This window comes from Streptomyces sp. TBY4, from assembly GCF_024213195.1.
Taxonomy (GTDB): Bacteria; Actinomycetota; Actinomycetes; order Streptomycetales; family Streptomycetaceae; genus Streptomyces.
In genome coordinates this window covers 733,881-748,342 of the sequence record NZ_JANAVF010000002.1, presented here as the reverse complement: position 1 = coordinate 748,342, position 14,462 = coordinate 733,881, and the positions used below count along the sequence as shown (strand labels likewise).

14 protein-coding genes are annotated in these 14,462 nt (G+C 71.9%); 3 read left to right on the top strand and 11 right to left on the bottom strand.

The window, feature by feature from the left end:
- Positions 1-13 precede the first annotated feature (13 nt).
- Genes NLX94_RS07580 through NLX94_RS07570 form a run of 3 tightly spaced genes read left to right on the top strand, consistent with a single transcriptional unit; the run spans position 14 to position 2,931 of the window.
- On the top strand, positions 14-280 hold the full coding sequence (locus NLX94_RS07580) for a ferredoxin (RefSeq protein ID WP_254381892.1): 267 nt from the start codon (positions 14-16) through the stop codon (positions 278-280).
- The gene (locus NLX94_RS07575) at positions 273-1,667 is read left to right on the top strand and encodes an NAD(P)/FAD-dependent oxidoreductase (RefSeq protein ID WP_254381807.1); all 1,395 of its coding nucleotides are present in this window, start codon (positions 273-275) and stop codon (positions 1,665-1,667) included. The genes NLX94_RS07580 and NLX94_RS07575 overlap by 8 nt, the downstream gene beginning before the upstream one ends.
- Positions 1,668-1,692: 25 nt before the next feature.
- On the top strand, positions 1,693-2,931 hold the full coding sequence (locus tag NLX94_RS07570) for a cytochrome P450 (RefSeq protein ID WP_254381806.1): 1,239 nt from the start codon (positions 1,693-1,695) through the stop codon (positions 2,929-2,931).
- A gap of 30 nt (positions 2,932-2,961) precedes the next feature.
- Here the strand turns inward: NLX94_RS07570 and NLX94_RS07565 are convergent, their stop codons facing one another.
- The 11 genes from NLX94_RS07565 to NLX94_RS07510 all read right to left on the bottom strand — a co-directional run bounded on the left by NLX94_RS07565 (position 2,962) and on the right by NLX94_RS07510 (position 14,440).
- On the bottom strand, positions 2,962-3,213 hold the full coding sequence (locus tag NLX94_RS07565) for an EF-hand domain-containing protein (RefSeq protein WP_254381805.1): 252 nt from the start codon (positions 3,211-3,213) through the stop codon (positions 2,962-2,964).
- 73 nt (positions 3,214-3,286) lie between these two features.
- Positions 3,287-4,402: a mechanosensitive ion channel family protein gene (locus NLX94_RS07560; RefSeq protein ID WP_254381804.1), complete on the bottom strand. Its 1,116-nt coding sequence runs from the start codon at positions 4,400-4,402 to the stop codon at positions 3,287-3,289.
- A gap of 160 nt (positions 4,403-4,562) precedes the next feature.
- Complete coding sequence (locus tag NLX94_RS07555; protein WP_374683913.1) at positions 4,563-5,381, bottom strand: amino acid ABC transporter ATP-binding protein; 819 nt, start codon at positions 5,379-5,381, stop codon at positions 4,563-4,565.
- Positions 5,382-5,388: 7 nt separating this feature from the next.
- Positions 5,389-6,189: an amino acid ABC transporter permease gene (locus NLX94_RS07550; protein WP_254381802.1), complete on the bottom strand. Its 801-nt coding sequence runs from the start codon at positions 6,187-6,189 to the stop codon at positions 5,389-5,391.
- Entirely contained in the window at positions 6,186-7,034 is an 849-nt protein-coding gene (locus NLX94_RS07545; RefSeq protein ID WP_254381801.1) for an ABC transporter substrate-binding protein, read from the bottom strand. Before NLX94_RS07545 ends, NLX94_RS07550 begins: the two co-directional genes overlap by 4 nt.
- 223 nt (positions 7,035-7,257) lie before the next feature.
- Positions 7,258-8,103, bottom strand: coding sequence for an ABC transporter ATP-binding protein (locus NLX94_RS07540; protein WP_254381800.1), 846 nt, complete (start codon positions 8,101-8,103; stop codon positions 7,258-7,260).
- Positions 8,100-9,074, bottom strand: coding sequence for an ABC transporter ATP-binding protein (locus tag NLX94_RS07535; RefSeq protein WP_254381799.1), 975 nt, complete (start codon positions 9,072-9,074; stop codon positions 8,100-8,102). Before NLX94_RS07535 ends, NLX94_RS07540 begins: the two co-directional genes overlap by 4 nt.
- Positions 9,071-9,961 (bottom strand): ABC transporter permease, encoded by an 891-nt coding sequence (locus NLX94_RS07530; RefSeq protein ID WP_254381798.1) that lies wholly within the window; start codon positions 9,959-9,961, stop codon positions 9,071-9,073. The genes NLX94_RS07535 and NLX94_RS07530 overlap by 4 nt, the downstream gene beginning before the upstream one ends.
- Positions 9,958-10,983: an ABC transporter permease gene (locus tag NLX94_RS07525; protein WP_254381797.1), complete on the bottom strand. Its 1,026-nt coding sequence runs from the start codon at positions 10,981-10,983 to the stop codon at positions 9,958-9,960. Before NLX94_RS07525 ends, NLX94_RS07530 begins: the two co-directional genes overlap by 4 nt.
- The gene (locus NLX94_RS07520) at positions 10,980-12,665 is read right to left on the bottom strand and encodes an ABC transporter substrate-binding protein (protein WP_302168868.1); all 1,686 of its coding nucleotides are present in this window, start codon (positions 12,663-12,665) and stop codon (positions 10,980-10,982) included. The genes NLX94_RS07525 and NLX94_RS07520 overlap by 4 nt, the downstream gene beginning before the upstream one ends.
- A gap of 92 nt (positions 12,666-12,757) precedes the next feature.
- Positions 12,758-14,440, bottom strand: coding sequence for an amidohydrolase (locus tag NLX94_RS07510; protein WP_254381796.1), 1,683 nt, complete (start codon positions 14,438-14,440; stop codon positions 12,758-12,760).
- Positions 14,441-14,462 lie beyond the last annotated feature (22 nt).

Sequence of the window (14,462 nt, the reverse complement as noted above, 5' to 3'; positions counted from 1 at the left end):
AGGACACACTGTGCTGAGGCTCGTCGTCGATCTCAACCGGTGCCAGGGATACGCGCAGTGCGCCTTCCTCGCCCCCGACGTCTTCGCGATGCACGGGGACGAAGCACTGCTCTACGATCCGCAGGCCGAGGAGGCCCAGCGCGAACGCGTGGCCCAGGCCGCGGCCGCCTGCCCCGTACAGGCGATCCTCGTGGACGATCTGGACCTGCCGGGCAGCCCCGCAGCCCGTACCCCGGCGGCCGCGGCCGCCGGCTCCGGGAGGGAGGCCTCCGATGGCTGACACCGCTCTGGACCAGCTCAAGCGCTCCGGCCGGATCGTGGTCGTCGGCGCCTCGCTGGCCGGACTGCGCGCCGCCGAGGTCGTGCGGGAGAAGGGCTTCGCGGGCTCCCTGACCATGATCGGCGACGAGCCGTACGAGCCGTACGACCGGCCGCCGCTGTCCAAGCAGGTACTGCTGGGCAAGGCCGACGCCGAGCGCACCCTGCTCCCCCGGCGGCGCGAGATCGACGCCGAATGGCGCCTCGGCGTCGCGGCCACCGGCCTCGACATGGCGGCCCGTACGGTCAGGCTCGCCGACGGCGAGGAGGTCCCGTACGACCGTCTGCTGATCGCCACCGGGGTCCGGGCCCGGCCCTGGCCGAACGAGGCCGAGGGCGAGCTCGACGGGGTCTTCACCCTGCGCACCCGCGAGGACGGGGCGGGTCTGGCCCGCGCCCTGGCCGCCGGTCCGCGCCGGGTCCTGGTCATCGGCGCCGGCTTCACCGGTTCCGAGATCGCCTCGGCGTGCCGCGAACGCGGACTGGAGGTCACCGTCGCCGAACGCGGCAACGGCCCCCTGGTCGGCGCCCTGGGCGGGGTGATCGGGGCCGTGGCCGCCGAACTCCACCGGGAGAACGGCGTGGACCTGCGCACGGGCATCTCCGTGACCGCCCTGGAGGGCGACTCCACCGGCCGGGTGCGGGCCGCGCACCTCTCCGACGGCACCACGCTGGAATGCGACGTGGTGGTCGTCTCGCTCGGCGCCATGCGCAACACCGAGTGGCTGACCGGCTCCGGACTCGGCGCGGGGCCCCGCGGCATCGCCTGCGACGCGGGCTGCCGGGCCTTCGACCTCCGCGGCATCGTCACCGACGACATCTACGTGGCGGGCGACGTGGCCCGCTCCCCGCACGCGCTGTTCGGCTACCAGTTCCTCTCGCTGGAGCACTGGGGCAACGCGGTGGCGCAGGCCGAGACCGCCGCCCACAACATGCTGAGCGAGAGCACCGACCGCCGGCCGCACCTGTGGGTGCCGGCGTTCTGGTCCTCCCAGTTCGGCGTGAACATCAAGTCCGTCGGCGTGCCCTCCATGGGCACCGAGATCATGATCACCCAGGGGTCCCGGTCCGAGCGCCGGTTCACCGGGGTCTACGGCTACCAGGGCCGGGTGATCGGGGCCGTCACCTTCGACAACGGGCGCTGGCTGCAGTTCTACGAGAAGCAGATCGAGAGCACGGCGCCGTTCCCGCCCCCCTTCACCACGGTGGACCGCCGCCCCGACGGGCAGCGGCCGATCCCGGCCGACTTCCCCGACCCCTCCGTGCCCACGCACGGCCCGACCATCACCCTCAGCGGGTACTCGCCGGCGGACCGCCGGATCGCCACCTTCACCCCCGCCCGGCACTGATCCGAGCGTTCCCGGAGGACCCCCCATGGCCCACGGCATCCTGAGCCAGATCCTGGACTATTCCAGCCGCGCGAACCCCTACCCGCTGTACGAGGAGCTGCGCAAGACCCCCGTCTTCCACGACGGGACCGGCCCCTACGTCATCAGCACCTACTACGACATCCAGAGCCTGCTGCACGATCCGCGGCTCAGCTCCGACGCGCGCAACCTGGCCGCCACGGCCGGGGACCCGCTGGCCGAGGGCGGGGAGGCGGAGGAGACGGCGCTGCCGCCGAGCTTCCTGAAGCTCGACCCGCCGGAGCACGACCGGCTGCGCCGGATGACCAACCGGCCCTTCGGGCCGCCGCATTCGCCGCACCGCGTCGACGGGATGCGCGGCGGGCTGAAGGACATCGTCACCGGTCTCATCGACAACCTCGGGGACACCGGGAACATCGACCTGGTCGACCAGTTCGCCTACCCGTTCCCGGTGACGATGATCTGCCAGCTGCTCGGCGTACCGCGCGAGGACGAGCCCAAGTTCCACGTCTGGGCCGACACCCTCGCCGCCAGCCTGGACCCGGATCCCGATTCCGATCCCGCCGAACGGCAGCGCAAGACCCATGACTCCCGCATGGAGCTGGGCATGTACCTGGCCGGGCTGATCGAACAGCGCCGGAAGGATCCCGGCGAGGACATGCTCTCCCAACTGGCCGTGGGACACGGCCCGGACGAGTCCATGTCCACCATGGAGCTGCTGAGCACGGCCGCCCTGCTGCTGATCGCCGGCCACGAGACCACGGTCAACCTGATCACCAATGGAATGCTGACCCTGCTGCGCAATCCGGACGTACTGGCGGAGCTGCGGGAGGAGCCCCGGCTCGCCGTGCCGCTCGTGGAGGAGCTGCTGCGGTTCGAGCCGCCGGTTCAACTGCTGCCGCAGCGGACGCCGTTGGTGGACATCGAGGTCAGCGGGGTCACCATCCCCAAGGGCTCCTCGATGTGGCTGATCCTGGCCTCCGGAAACCGGGACCCGAACCGCTTCGAGAACCCGGACCGCTTCGACCCGCACCGCAAGGACATCCAGCACCTCGGCCTGGGCAGCGGCATCCACAGCTGTTTCGGCGCCCCGCTGGCCCGGCTGGAGGCCCAGCTCGCGCTGAGCGAACTGGCCCGGCGGCTGGAGAACCCGCGGCTGCTGGAGGATCCGCCGCCCTACCGGCAGAACGCGGTCCTGCGCGGGCCCCGGCACCTGCGGATCGCCTGCGACGGGATCCGCTCCTGAGCCGGCCCTGATCCGGGGCCCGCGCAGCGTCTACCAGCCGAAGCGGCGGTCGACCACGCGCTCGAACTCCTCGAAGGTCAGCACGTGGTCGCCGTCCGCGTTCGCCTGGTCGAAGAGGGCCGAGGAGGCGTCCACGTCTCCCACGGCCCACTGGGGCAGGACTCCCTGGGCGGCCAGGGTGGGGCCCTTGCTGCGCAGGGCCCTTATCACCTCAACCCGGGTCAGGACCCCGTCGCTGTTCAGGTCGAGCGCGTCGAACAGCTTGCGGGCCTTCTCACTCATGATGCGGGCCTTTCGGTGGGCCGGTCCTGGAACGCCCGGGCGCGGACCGCCCGGGCCGCCAGCTTATGACCCGCTACCGCCCGCGTTCCGCGCGGGCCGTGTCCGGCGCCTCGCGCTGGTGCGGTACGGGCGAGGCGGGGGCGGGCCGCGCGGACCGGGGGGCCTCCTGGTGGAGCTGGACCGTCCGCGTGGGGGCGGGGATGGAAATGCCCTCCGCCCGGAAGCGGCTGTGCAGCCGCTTGATGAACTCGTGCTTGATCCGGTACTGGTCGCTGAACTCGCCGACGCCGAGGATCACCGTGAAGTCGATCCTGGAGTCCGCGAAGGTGTGGAAGCGCACGAGCGCCTCGTGCTCGGGGACCGCTCCCTTGACCTCCGCCATCACCTCGTCGACCACCTCCATGGTCACCCGCTCGACGTGCTCCAGGTCGCTCTCGTAGCCCACTCCCACCTGGACCATGATCGTCAACGGCTGCTCGGGCTGGGTGAAGTTGGTCATGTTGGTGCGCGCGAGCCGCCCGTTGGGGATGATCACCAGGTTGTTGGAGAGGTTCCGGACCACGGTGTTGCGCCAGTTGATGTCGACGACGTACCCCTCCTCGCCGCTCGTCAGCCGGATGTAGTCGCCGGGCTGCACCGTCTTCGAGGCGAGGATGTGCACGCCGGCGAAGAGGTTGGCGAGGGTGTCCTGCAGCGCCAGCGCGACCGCCAGGCCGCCCACGCCGAGCGCGGTGAGCAGGGGCGCGATGGACACGCCCACGCTTTCGAGGGCGATGAGCAGACCCATCGCGAGCACCAGGACCCGGGTGATGTTGACGAATATGGTGGCCGATCCGGCCACTCCCGTCCGCGCCTGGGCCAGGGACCGCACGAGCCCGGCGACGACGCGGGCCGCGCCGACCGTGGCCACCAGGATCAGCAGCACGGTCAGCGAGTTGCCCACCCAGGCGGAGACGTGCGGGCCGAGGGGCAGCATGGAGGCGGCCACGGCGGCGCCGGCTATGACGGCCGCCGCCGGTGCCAGGGTGCGCAGCGCGTCGACGATGATGTCGTCGCCGCTCCACCGGGTCCTGAGGGCGTGCTTGGCCAGCCACCGTACGAGGGCGCGCAGCAGCAGTCCGGCGAATCCGCCCGCGGCGAGCGCGATGCCGGCGACCAGCCAGTCGTGCAGGACGAGGTCCCGGGTCAACGGACGCCCTCCGCCCCTCGCCGGGCCGGGGAGGCGGAGGCGTACCCTGCGGGCCGCCGGATGAGGGGTGTGGTCACCTTGTCACCTGTCAGTTCGTCGTGCATGAGGCCGCGTTCGCGCAGGTGTGCGCATCCGAACGGGGTGCCATCCTGCCTCATGATCAACTCGACGGCGCGGGTGGGGCCCCAGGCGGCTCGGCGGCCGCCGGGTCCAGGATCCGGGTGAGGAAGCTCCTGGTCCGCTCCTGCCGGGGGTTCCCGACCACCTGGGCCGCCGGGCCCTGCTCGACGACCATCCCGCCGTCCATGAACACGACCCGGTCCGCGACCTCGCGGGCGAAGCTCATCTCGTGGGTGACGACCATCATCGTCATGCCCTCCGCCGCCAGGACCCGCATCACCGCCAGTACCTCGCCGACGAGTTCGGGGTCCAGGGCCGAGGTCGGCTCGTCGAAGAGCATCACCTCCGGGCCCATCGACAGGGCCCTGGCGATCGCCACCCGCTGCTGCTGACCGCCGGACAACTGGGCGGGGTACGCCTCGGACTTCTCGGAGAGGCCGACGCGGGCGAGGTTCTCCCGGGCCACGGCCTCGGCCTCGGCCCTGCTCCTGCCCAGGACGCGGCGCTGGGGCAGGACGAGGTTCTCGCGGACGCTGACGTGCGGGAAGAGGTTGAACTGCTGGAAGACCATCCCGATGCGGCGGCGGACGGCGTCGATGTCCACGTCGAGGTCGGTGACCTCCGTACCGCCGACGAAGACCTTGCCCGCGCTGGGCTCTTCGAGCAGGTTCACACAGCGCAGCAGCGTCGATTTGCCCGAGCCGGAGGGCCCGATGACGCACACCACCTCGCCTCGGGCGATGTCGAGGTCGATGCCGCGCAGGACGTGGTGGGTGCCGAAGGACTTGTGCAGTCCCCGGATCTCGATCTCCGGGCCGTCCGTGGCCTTCGTGTCCACCGCTGGGGCCTCCTGTGGCATGTCTTCCTCACCCGGCCTTGTCCGCGCGGGCTTCCAGGCGGCGCACCACGAAGCTCAGCGGCACGGTCACCAGGAGGTAGCACAGGCCCGCGACCAGGATCGGGGTGGAGTTGGCGGTCTGGCTGGCGAGGTCCCGGCCGAATTTGGTCAGTTCGCGCTCCTGCAGCGTCACGCCGAGGAACAGCACGAGCGAGGAGTCCTTGAAGAGCAGGACGAGTTCGTTGGTGAGGGGCGGGATGACGATGCGGAAGGCCTGCGGGATGACGATGGAGACCATGGCGCGGGCGTGCGAGAAGCCCAGCGAGCGGGCGGCTTCCATCTGCCCCTTGGGGACCGCCTGGATGCCGGCCCGAATCGTTTCCGCCATGTAGGCGGCGGCCACCAGGCCCAGGCCGAGCGCGACCTTGCCGTACGTACCGCCGGGGATCTCCGTGCCGGGGAACGCCAGGGGCACCGCCACGCCCACGAAGATGAAGATCAGCAGGGCCGGGAGTCCCCGGAACAGCTCGATGTAGACGCTCGCCACCCACCGGTACGGGGCCACGGAGGACAGCCGCATCATGGCGATGACCAGCCCGAGGACCAGGCCGAGGAGGAACCCGGAGGTCGTGTAGACCACCGTGTTGCGCAGGGCGATGGTGATGATGTCCGGGAAGAGCCGCAGCGCCAGGTCCTTCTGGGCGAACTGGTTCTGCAGCCTCCCCCAGTCCGCGGAGACGGCGATCAGGACCAGCACCGCGGCGAAGAGCGCGTACTGCAGTCCCTGCGAGACCCGGCGGCGCTGGCGCCGGGTCAGCCGGGAGGTCACGGGGTGGTCTGGGGCAGCGGGCCGATCCACTGCTCGTAGAGCTTCTTGTAGGTGCCGTCGGCCTTGGCGTCGGTGATCGCCTTGTCGATCGCGGCCACGAGGGCGGTGTTGCCCTTCTTCACCGAGAAGCCGTACTGCTCGCCGGTCTCGATGTTCTGTCCGAGGGTGAACTCGGCGGCGTTCTTCGGGTCCTTGAGCCAGCCCTGGACCACGGGGTAGTCGATGACGATCGCGTCCACCTGGCCGGTGCGCAGCCCGTTGAGGACCGCGTCCGAGCTCTCGAAGGCCACGGGGTCGAAGCCCTGGGACTTGGCGTAGCTCTCGCCGGTGGTCTCGGCCTGCGCGCCCAGCTTCTTCGACTTCGCCTTGAGGTCGGCGAGCGAGGTGACGCCGCTCTTCTTGGTGGCGAGCAGGGCCTGCGTGGCGTCGAAGTAGGGGACGGAGAAGTCCACGTTCTTCTTGCGCTCGTCGGTGATCGTCATGCCGGCGGCCGCGAGGTCGCACTCGCCGGAGTTCAGGAAGGCGCCGGTCTTGAAGTTCTCGAAGGGGGTGTCGAGGATCTTCTGCTCGACCTTGAGCCGCTCCGCCACCAGATCGACCAGGGCCACGTCGAAACCGACGACCTTGCCGCCCTGCTCGAACTGGAACGGCGGGTAGGGCAGGTGGGTGCAGGTGGTCAGCTTGCCCTTCTCCACGACGGGCACTCCCCCGGCCGCCTCGGCCGGGCCGTCATCGCCCGAGGAGCATCCCGCGACGAGGAGGGCCCCCGCGGCCGTCGCCGCGGCGACGGCACGGATGCGAAGGCTGCTGGGGCGCGTACGGTCTGCTCTGGCCGTCCGGAACACGGTTGACCTCCACGGGTGCGGGTCGAGCGGCGATCACGGGCGGACCGTCCGCGGTGATCGTAAGCCACGGGCGGCGCCCGCTGAGGGATCTTCCGCCATGCGTTCCGGGGGCGCCAGGGCGGTTCCCGGCCATGATCGTCCGGCCGTCGCCCGGAGGTGCCGGTCCGTCACCCCCGCGGCCGGGGCGGGCTCGTGGGAACCCGCCCCGGCGACGGGAACGCTCTCAGGGGGCGAGCTCGCGGCGGCGCCGGCTGATCGAGTCGGGGTCCCAGCCCGGACGGGGTACGGAGGCCAGCAGCAGCCGGGTGTAGGGGTGCTCGGGGTCGGTGAGGAGCTCGTCGACGGGGCGGTGTTCCATCGTGCGGCCGCGGTACATGACGAGCGCCTCGTCGCAGACGTAGCGGACGACGGCCAGGTCGTGGCTGACGAAGACCAGGCCGATCCCGGTGTCGCGCCGGATGTCGGAGAGCAGGTTGAGCACCTGCGCCTGCACGGACACGTCCAGGGCGGACACCGCCTCGTCGAGCACCAGGACGGCCGGTTCCACGGCCAGCGCACGGGCGATCGCGGCGCGCTGGCGCTGCCCGCCGGAGAGCCGGCGGGGCAGCGCGGCCGCCTCGCGGTCGCCCAGGCCGACCTGCGCCAGCAGTTCCCGCACCCGTGCGGCCCGGGCCGCACGGTCGGACATGCCGTGCAGTCTGAGCACGCCGTCGACCGTCTCCCCGATGGTGATCCGCGCGTCGAGGGAGAGGTAGGGGTCCTGGAAGACGATCTGGACCGCCTTGGCGCGGGCCAGCCGGGCCGGCCTCCCCCGTACGGAGGTCGCCAGCGGCCGGCCCTGGACCAGGATCTCCCCCGCGTCGGGGCGTTCCAGGCCGATCAGCATCCGGGCCGTGGTGGTCTTGCCCGAGCCGGACTCCCCCACGATGCCGAGCGCCCCTCCGGCGCGCACGGAGAAGGAGAGGTCGTCCACGGCGACGACCTCCGTCCCCCCGGTCCGGTAGGTCTTGCGCAGTCCGGTCACCCGGAGGAGTTCGGGGGCGGTGCCCCCGCTCGGTGCGGTGTTCAACGGTCCTCCTCGGGCGAGAGTTCGGCGGCGCGGTGGCAGGCGACCTCGGCCGTGCCGTGCCGCAGGAGCTCCGGCGGGGACTGGTCGCAGCGGCCCGGTTCGGCGAACCGGCAGCGGGGTGCGAAGGAGCAGCCGGGGGCCGACTCCAGCAGGCCCATCGGGGCGCCGGGGATGGGGGTGAGGCGGGCGAGGGGGCCTTCGAGGGGCGGGGAGGAGTCGAGCAGGCCCGCGGTGTAGGGGTGCCGCGGGGAGGCGAAGAGTTCCGCCACGGGCGCCGTCTCCACGATCCGGCCGGCGTACATGACGTAGATCCGGTCGCTGACGGAGGCGGCCAGCTCGATGTCGTGGGTGATGAGGAGGAGTCCGAGGCCGCGTTCGCGCTGGAGCCGGCCGAGGACGGCCAGGATCTCGGCCTGCGTGCTGACGTCGAGCGCGGTGGTCGGCTCGTCGCAGAGCAGGAGCCTCGGTTCGGCGGTGAGGGCCGCGGCGATCACGACGCGCTGGAGCATGCCGCCGGAGAGCTCGTGCGGGAACTGGTCCAGGTGGCGGACGGGGTCGGGCAGGCCGACCGCGTCGAGCAGTTCGGCTGCCCTGAGGTTCGCGCGGGCCTTGGACCAGCCGTGCACCAGGCGCAGCGGTTCGGTGAGGAAGTCCCCGACCCGGCGCACCGGGTTGATGGCGGCCCGGGGGTCCTGGTAGATCATCGCCGCCTTGTTGGTGCGGACCTCGCGCAGGCTCGCGGGGTCGGCGCCGACCAGGTCGGTCCCGTCCACGCGGACCCGGCCGCCGGTCTCGGAGCCCTGCGGGAACAGGCCGAGGGCGGCCCGGGCGGTGACGGACTTGCCCGAGCCGGATTCGCCGACCAGGGCCACGACCTCGCCCGCCGCGACGGTGAGGCTGATGCCGTCGAGGAGCGGGCGGGCCGTGCCGGGGAGGGTGACGCGCAGGGCTTCGTAGGCGAGCAGTGTCATCGGGGGTCCCTCCCCGCGAGCCGGTCGCCGAGGTCTTCCCCGACGACGTTGAAGGCGACCACGACCAGGACGACGGCCACGGCCGGCGCGATCGCGGAGAGCGGCTGGCCCTGGAGGACGGCCGCCTGCCCCTGGTTGATCATGGCTCCCCAGTCGGGGGTGGGCGGCTGGACGCCGAGCCCGAGGAAGGAGAGGGCGGCGAGGTCGAGCAGGGCGTAGCCGAAGTTGACCGTCGACTGGGCGAGCAGCGTCGGGGCGATGTTGGGCAGCAGCCTGCGGACGGTGACGTACAGGGGCGAGTGTCCCTGCACCTGGTAGGCGGCGACGTAGGGCCGGAACTTCTCCCGGACGGCCAGGCCCCGTACGAGGCGTGCGGTGTACGGCATGTAGGCGAGGGCCATGGCGATCACCGGGGCCGTCATCCCCTTGCCGAACAGGGCCACCGCGAGGATCGCGAGGAGCAGCGCGGGGAAGGCGAACAGGACGTCGAGGACCCGCCCGACGGCGGTGTCGATCCAGCCGCCCCGCCAGGCGGTGAACAGGCCCACGGCGACGCCGAGGACGGTGGAGAACAGGACGACGGCGAGCGGGCCGGCCAGGCTGGTCCGGGTGCCGGCCAGCAGCGCCGAGAGGGTGTCGTGGCCGCCCTGGTCGGTGCCCAGCCAGTGCTGGGCGCTCGGCCCCAGGAGGGTGTCGCCGAGCTGTCCGAAGGTGGGGTCGTACGGGGCGATCCAGGGGCCGAGCAGTGCGATGAGCACGAACAGGACCAGGAGCGCCAGGCAGGTCCGCTGGAGCGGGCCGCCGCCGAGGCGGCGCAGCCGGGCGAGGGGGTCGCGCCGGATCCGGGAGGTGCGGGGCGTGGCGCCCGTTTCGTGAAGGGTGCTCATCGGGCGCTCCCCGCGGCCGCCGTGCGCGGATCGATCAGTGGGTGGATCAGGTCGACGAGGGCGTTGACGACGACGAACGCGGCCACCACCAGCAGCACGATGGCCTGGACGACCTGGAAGTCGAGCTGGTCGACGGACTGCACGAGCAGGGAGCCCACGCCGGACATTCCGAAGGCGGTCTCCACGATGGCGGTGCTGACGAGCATGCCGGAGACGAGGAGGGCGGAGACGGTGACGATCGGTCCGAGCGCGTTGCGCAGCACGTGCCGCCGGATGACGGTGCGCCGGGGCGCTCCGCGGCTCAGGGCGACCTCCACGTGGTCGCGGCCCAGCTCGTCGAGCATGGCCGAGCGGGTCACCCGGGTCACGAGGGCGGTGAAGGTGACGGACAGGGCAGCCGCCGGGAGGATCACGTGGTGCAGCCGGTCCATGAGGCCTTCGCCGTTGCCGATGGTGGGGAACCAGCCGAGTTGCACCCCGAACACCGACCGGAGCAGCAGGGCGGCGACGAAGGCGGGTGCGGCCGCGCCCACCGTGACGAGCAGCATCAGGGAGCGGTCGGTGCGCGAACCCCGGCGCAGGGCGCCGATGATGCCGGAGCCGATGCCGAACACGGCGATCATCAGGCCGGATACGGCGATCAGCAGCATGGAGGAGGGCAGGCGCGACCAGATGACGGAGGAGACGTCCTGGTGGAAGAGGTAGGAGCGGCCGAAGTCGCCGTGCAGCACGCCTTCGAGCCAGTTCCAGTACCGGACCAGGAAGGGTTCGTCGAAGCCGTACTGGCTGCGCAGCGCGGCGAGGTCCTCGGGGCTGGGGCTGCGTCCCTTGATCAGGAAGCTCGCCGGGTCCCCGGGGGCCAGGAAGAGGGAGGAGAAGACGAGGAAGGAGGTGGCGAGCAGGGTCGCCGCCATGCCGGCCAGGCGGCGCAGGACCCGTCCGGCGCGGGCCGCCGCGGACCTCGTCGACTTTCCGGCCGGCGCGGAGTTCGCAGGCTTCGCGGCCGTCGCCGCGGCCGTCATCCGTTGGCTCCGATCTCGGCCGCCCACGGGTAGTAGAGGTAGGCGATGGAGGGCTGGACCCCGGTGATCTTCTTGCCCATGAAGACGCTGACGGGCAGCGTGTACAGGGGCAGCCAGGGCAGTTCGCGCGAGGCGATCCGCTGCGCCTCGGCGTTGGCGTCCGCGTGCGCGGCGGGGTCGTAGGCTCCGACGGCCTTCTGGACGGCGGCGTCGAAGGCGGGGTCGGACCAGTTGCCGTAGTTGCTGAAGGCGCCGGTCTCCAGCGAGGCGAACATGTCCAGGGGGTCGGTGATCGAGGTGTACCAGAAGGTGAGGAAGAGGTCGATGCCCTCACGGGCCGCGGGGTCGGTGAAGAGGGTCGTGTACTTCTCCGCGGAGAGGGAGTCGATCTGCGGCTTCAGTCCGATGGCGGTGGCGGCCTGGGCGACGGCCTGGGTGATGATGGTGGTCTGCGAGTCCAGCGGGCTGGTCGCGATCACGACCTTCTGGCCGTTCACTCCGGCCTCGGCGGCGAGCGCCTTGGCCTTGGCCGGGTCGTACGGGTACTTCGGCAGGTCCTTCAGGAGCGCTTCGCGGGTCGCGGGGGGCGCGTCGGCCCACAGGTTGTCGGTGACGAGGGAGTCGGAGACCTCGCCGACCCCGCCGGCGCCGGCCTTGACGATGCCCTTGCGGTCGATGGCCATCAGGAGGGCCTGGCGGACCCTGGCGTCGCCGAGGGGGCCCTTGAGGTTGGCGACCACCTCGTCGGCGACGGTGGTGTTGCGGCCGAAGTAGAGCTTTCCGGCCTGGGTGGAGCCCAGTTGGGCGTAGGCGTTCGGCGGCACCATCCAGCCGCCGTCGACCTCCCCGCTCTGGAAGGCGTTGACCCGGGTGGTGGCATCGGCGAGGAAGACGAACTTCACCTCGCCGGACTTGGCCTTCAGCTCCTGGTTCCAGTACCCGTCGAACCGCTTGAGGGTGAGGGACTGGCCGGAGGTCCAGGACCCGAAGGAGAAGGGGCCGGTGCAGTTCACGCCGGTCTGCGGATTGCCGTAGTCCTTGCCGGACTTGGCCAGGGTGGCGGCGGACTCCACGGTGCCGGGGCCGGCGGCCAGGTACTTGTTGAAGGTGGAGTCCGGCTTCGTCAGCGTGACGGTGACTTCCATCGGGCCGGTCTTGTCTATGGACTTCACGTTCTTGTACTGGTTCGCCCAGACGCTGGCGGTCGCCGGGTCGAGGTTGCGGCTCAGGGAGGCGACGACGTCGTCGGCGGTGAGCACCGTCCCGTCGTGGAAGTGCACGCCGGGGCGGATCTGGTAGACCCAGGTGGTGGGCGTGGGGTTGGTGTACGAGGCCGCGAGCCCCGGGGAGGTGGTCAGGTCGGGGTTCCAGCGCAGCAGGCTCTCGCAGACGTTGGAGAGGATCTGGTTGGGCGGGAAGTCGAAGGAGTAGGCGTAGTCGATGGTGGTCGGCTCCGCGTAGACGGACCAGGTGAAGGAGTCCACGTTCCCGGTGGCGGCGGGCGTCCTGTCCGTGATCTCGTACGCGGTGGCCCGGTCCGCGTCCTTGTCGGGTGCGGAGCCGGAGCAGGCGCTCGTGACGAGCACGGCGGCCGCGGCGAGGGCGGCCGCGGCGGCGTCGCGGATGCGGTGGACGCGGCGGCGGGGGCGGTGCAGCGGGGATCCCGATCGGGTGGGTGACATCGTCTGACTCCCTGAGGGATGAGCTCGGTGGGGTGGATGACGCTCGGCCGGTGGCGGCCCGGCCGGTGGCTCTACGGGGGCGGGCGGACCGCTCAGTCGGTGGCGGCGAAGACCAGTTCGCCGTCGATGTACGTGCGCAGCACGCGGGTGTCGGCGATCTCCAGCGGGGGGCGGGCGAAGGGGTCCCGGTCGAGGACGACGAGGTCCGCGTACTTGCCCTCCTCGACGGTGCCGGTGACCTCGTCGAGGTGGTTCGCCCAAGCGCTGCCGGCGGTGTAGGCGGTGAGCGCCTGGGAGAGGGTGAGCGCCTGCTCGGGGAAGAACGGCGGCGCCGGTTCGAAGGTCCCGGTCGCGTTCGGTGCCTCGTCGGGTACGGAGCGGTTGACGGCGACGTGGATGCCCCAGAGCGGGTTGGGGCTGCTGACCGACCAGTCGCTGCCCGCGACCAGGCGGGCTCCGGCGCGCTGGAGGTCGCCGAACGGGTACTGGAGGCGGGCCCGTTCCGGTCCGAGGAAGGGGATCGTGAGCTCGTCCATCTGCGGTTCGTGGGCGGCCCACAGGGCCTGGATGTTGGCGGCCGCGTCCAGGCTCGCGAAGCGGGCGATGTCGTCCGGGTGGACGACCTGGAGGTGGGCGAGGTGGTGGCGGTTGTCGTTGGCCCCGTTGGCCTCGCGGGCACCGGCGAGGGCGTCGAGCACCTCGCGGACGGCCCGGTCGCCGAGGGCGTGGAAGTGGATCTGGAAGCCCGCGCGGTCGAGCCGGGCCACCGCCTCGGCGAGCACCTCCGGATCGATGAAGCTGAGCCCGGAGTTGTCGGTGGCGCAGCCGCAGCCGTCGAGGTAGGGCTCCAGCATGCCGGCGGTGAAGTTCTCGGCGATGCCGTCCTGCATCATCTTCACGCTGGTGGCGTTGAAGCGGCCGGCCCGGCCGGTGCGGCGGCGCTCCTCCAGGTCCGGTATCTGTTCCAGGCCGCGTTCGCGGTCCCACCACAGGGCGCCGACGACGCGGGCGCGCAGGGAGCCCTCGCGGGCGGCGCGCAGGTAGACGCCGTAGTTGTCGGGGTTGCCCGGGAAGGCGCCGATCATGGCGTCCTGCCAGCTGGTGACGCCGAGGGAGAAGAGGTGCTGCTGCGCGGCGAGCAGGCCGGCGAGCGCCTCGTCCGGGCTCGCGATGGGCACGTGGTCGGCCACCAGCTCCACGGCCCCCTCCTGGAGGGTGCCGGCGGGGGTTCCGTCCTCCTCCCGCTCGATCCGGCCGTCGGCCGGGTCGGGGGTGGTGCGGTCGACGCCGGCGACGGCGAGCGCCCTGGTGTTGACCCAGGCGCCGTGGCCGTCCCGGTTGGTGAGCAGGACGGGCCGATCCGGGACCACCGCGTCCAGCATGGCGCGGGTCGGCGTGCCGCCGGGGAAGACGTCCATCGACCAGCCACCGCCGCGGATCCAGGCCGCGCCGGGGTGGGCTGCGGCGAAGGCCGCGACCACCGCGAGGTAGCCGTCGATGGTGCGCTCCTCGCTCAGGTCGCAGCCGAGCATCTGGACGCCGGCGACCACGGGGTGGACGTGTGCGTCCTGGAATCCGGGGACGAGCAGTCCGCCGGCGAGGTCGACGATCTCGGTGTCGGCGTCCGCGAGGGAGCGCACGGTGGCCGCGTCGGCCACGGCGAGGATCCGGCCGTCCGCGACGGCGACGGAGGCGTCGACCGGGGTGGGTGAGGTGCCGGTGAAGACCCGTCCCCCGGTGAAGACGATGTCGGCACGCTGCCTGGTCTTGCCCATCGACGCATCCTTCGGCTCGGCG

Excerpts from the sequence above, each read along its gene's own strand:
- NLX94_RS07575 (WP_254381807.1), top strand. The coding sequence starts at position 273 with ATGGCTGACACCGCTCTGGACCAGCTCAAGCGCTCCGGCCGGATCGTG.
- NLX94_RS07570 (WP_254381806.1), top strand. The coding sequence starts at position 1,693 with ATGGCCCACGGCATCCTGAGCCAGATCCTGGACTATTCCAGCCGCGCG.
- NLX94_RS07565 (WP_254381805.1), bottom strand. The coding sequence starts at position 3,213 with ATGAGTGAGAAGGCCCGCAAGCTGTTCGACGCGCTCGACCTGAACAGC.
- NLX94_RS07555 (WP_374683913.1), bottom strand. The coding sequence starts at position 5,381 with ATGCCACAGGAGGCCCCAGCGGTGGACACGAAGGCCACGGACGGCCCG.
- NLX94_RS07535 (WP_254381799.1), bottom strand. The coding sequence starts at position 9,074 with ATGACACTGCTCGCCTACGAAGCCCTGCGCGTCACCCTCCCCGGCACG.
- NLX94_RS07530 (WP_254381798.1), bottom strand. The coding sequence starts at position 9,961 with ATGAGCACCCTTCACGAAACGGGCGCCACGCCCCGCACCTCCCGGATC.
- NLX94_RS07525 (WP_254381797.1), bottom strand. The coding sequence starts at position 10,983 with ATGACGGCCGCGGCGACGGCCGCGAAGCCTGCGAACTCCGCGCCGGCC.
- NLX94_RS07520 (WP_302168868.1), bottom strand. The coding sequence starts at position 12,665 with ATGTCACCCACCCGATCGGGATCCCCGCTGCACCGCCCCCGCCGCCGC.
- NLX94_RS07510 (WP_254381796.1), bottom strand. The coding sequence starts at position 14,440 with ATGGGCAAGACCAGGCAGCGTGCCGACATCGTCTTCACCGGGGGACGG.